The organism is Denitrobacterium sp. (assembly GCF_056180635.1).
Window position 1 is genome coordinate 1 of sequence record NZ_JAZZJS010000074.1, and the last position, 1,595, is coordinate 1,595.

Annotated in this window: 2 protein-coding genes; one reads left to right on the top strand and one right to left on the bottom strand. The window is 60.6% G+C overall.

Annotation, left to right across the window (positions count from 1 at the left end; translation table 11 throughout):
• Nucleotides 1–10 precede the first annotated feature (10 nt).
• Nucleotides 11–142: a hypothetical protein gene (locus AC04P6_RS06535; RefSeq protein WP_475565814.1), complete on the bottom strand. Its 132-nt coding sequence runs from the start codon at nt 140–142 to the stop codon at nt 11–13.
• A gap of 332 nt (nt 143–474) precedes the next feature.
• Here AC04P6_RS06535 and AC04P6_RS06540 point away from each other — a divergent pair.
• The coding region (locus tag AC04P6_RS06540; RefSeq protein WP_475565815.1) for a sensor histidine kinase at nt 475–1,595 on the top strand (1,121 nt) is incomplete at its 3' end.

Consider the following 1,595-nt stretch of genomic DNA (forward strand, 5'->3'; position numbering starts at 1 on the left):
AACGACATGGCTACGATCCGACTTTTATCCATGCGGTCTGCACCCACAGGCACGTATCGGGTACGAACAGCGCCAGGGCGGCAATCGCCAACACGATAAGCGGCATGAAGGTCCTCACCGCATCGGATAGTCTATCGAGCATGAAAAGCGTCCTTTCGCGCTTCGGCCGGAAGATGGCACGAGCGTCGGTTTTTCCCTGTCTGGTTATTCTGCCTCTGATAGAGCCACACACCCCGGCAGTCAGGCAGAAAACAGATAGCGGCCTTCCAAAGCAGATAGTAGGGGGGAGGATCCACTGGAAAGCCGCCGCGTGGATTCTAGCAAGCGGGGAGAACGCGAACGTTACAAGAGGCACCACGACGTGTGAACAGAAACAAATATGTAACGCTGGCGCGCTTCCCGTGTCGCGTGCCACGCTTCCCGGCGTATCCTGTAGCAGGACCGGGATACGGGCGACGTGCGGAAAGGAACGCCATGAGCGAAGCGACGACAAGCATCAACCTCGCCGTCGCCGCGACGGGGCTCGCGATCTGCGTTCTGGGCCTTGCACAGGCGCTTATCGACCGGCACTTCGACAAGACCACGCACCAGTTCTTCACCGTCTTGTTCTCCCTGCTTGCAGCGTATGTGTCCTTCGACCTCTTCGGCCAACTGGCCTCTTTCCAGGAAGGCGAGGCTGCGGTTTTCGCCCAGCGGGCCCTGCTCTTCCTCGAGTCGATAAGCTCGGCTTCCGCAACCCTTGTGCTCTTGGCGTTCCTGCTGCATGCCTGTGGCGAGAACTGGCGCCGAAGCACGGCGTTTCGCATAGCGGCTTTCCTCTGGGTCGTGTACACGGCGATGCTCGTGTTCACGGAGCTTACGGGCGCCTTCTATTTCTTCGATTCCCACGGCGCCTACCACCGGGGAGAGTTCTACCCCATCCTGCTCCTCCCGCCGATCCTCATCATGGCCGATAGCCTTATCGCGCTCATCCGGCGCTGGAAGCAGCTCACCCATCGCGAATGCATGGCGTTCGGAGCGTGCATCATCCTGCCCGCGATAGCCATGGGCATCCAGATCTTCTCGTATGGCGTGTACGTCATCGTGCTCGCGACGGCCATTGCCGCCTTCGTGATGCTCGCAACCATCCAGACAGACTGGGCAGAGCGCTACTACCGAACGAAAGCGGAAAACACGCGCCTGAAATCCAATATCATGCTCAGCCAGCTGCAGCCACATTTCCTATGCAACACGCTCGGCGCCATCGGGCGCCTTTGCCAAGACTCTCCCGAGGCGAAGCAGGCCATCGGCACCTTTTCCCGCTATCTGCGCGAGAACGTGGACGCACTCTCGCAGGAAGCACCCGTCCCCTTCGAACGTGAGCTCGCGCACGCGCAGGCCTACCTGGAGCTCGAGCAGCTGCGCTTCGGCGACGACCTGCACGTCGTCTACGACATCGGATGCCGGGACTTCCTGCTGCCCACGCTCACACTGCAACCCGTGGTGGAAAACGCCGTGCGCCACGGCATCCGCAAAACCGAGGAGGGCACGGGCACCGTGGTCATTTCCTCCCGCGAACGACACGATTGCCGCGAGATAATCGTGAAAGACGACGG

Excerpts from the sequence above, each read along its gene's own strand:
- AC04P6_RS06535 (WP_475565814.1), bottom strand. The coding sequence starts at position 142 with ATGCTCGATAGACTATCCGATGCGGTGAGGACCTTCATGCCGCTTATC.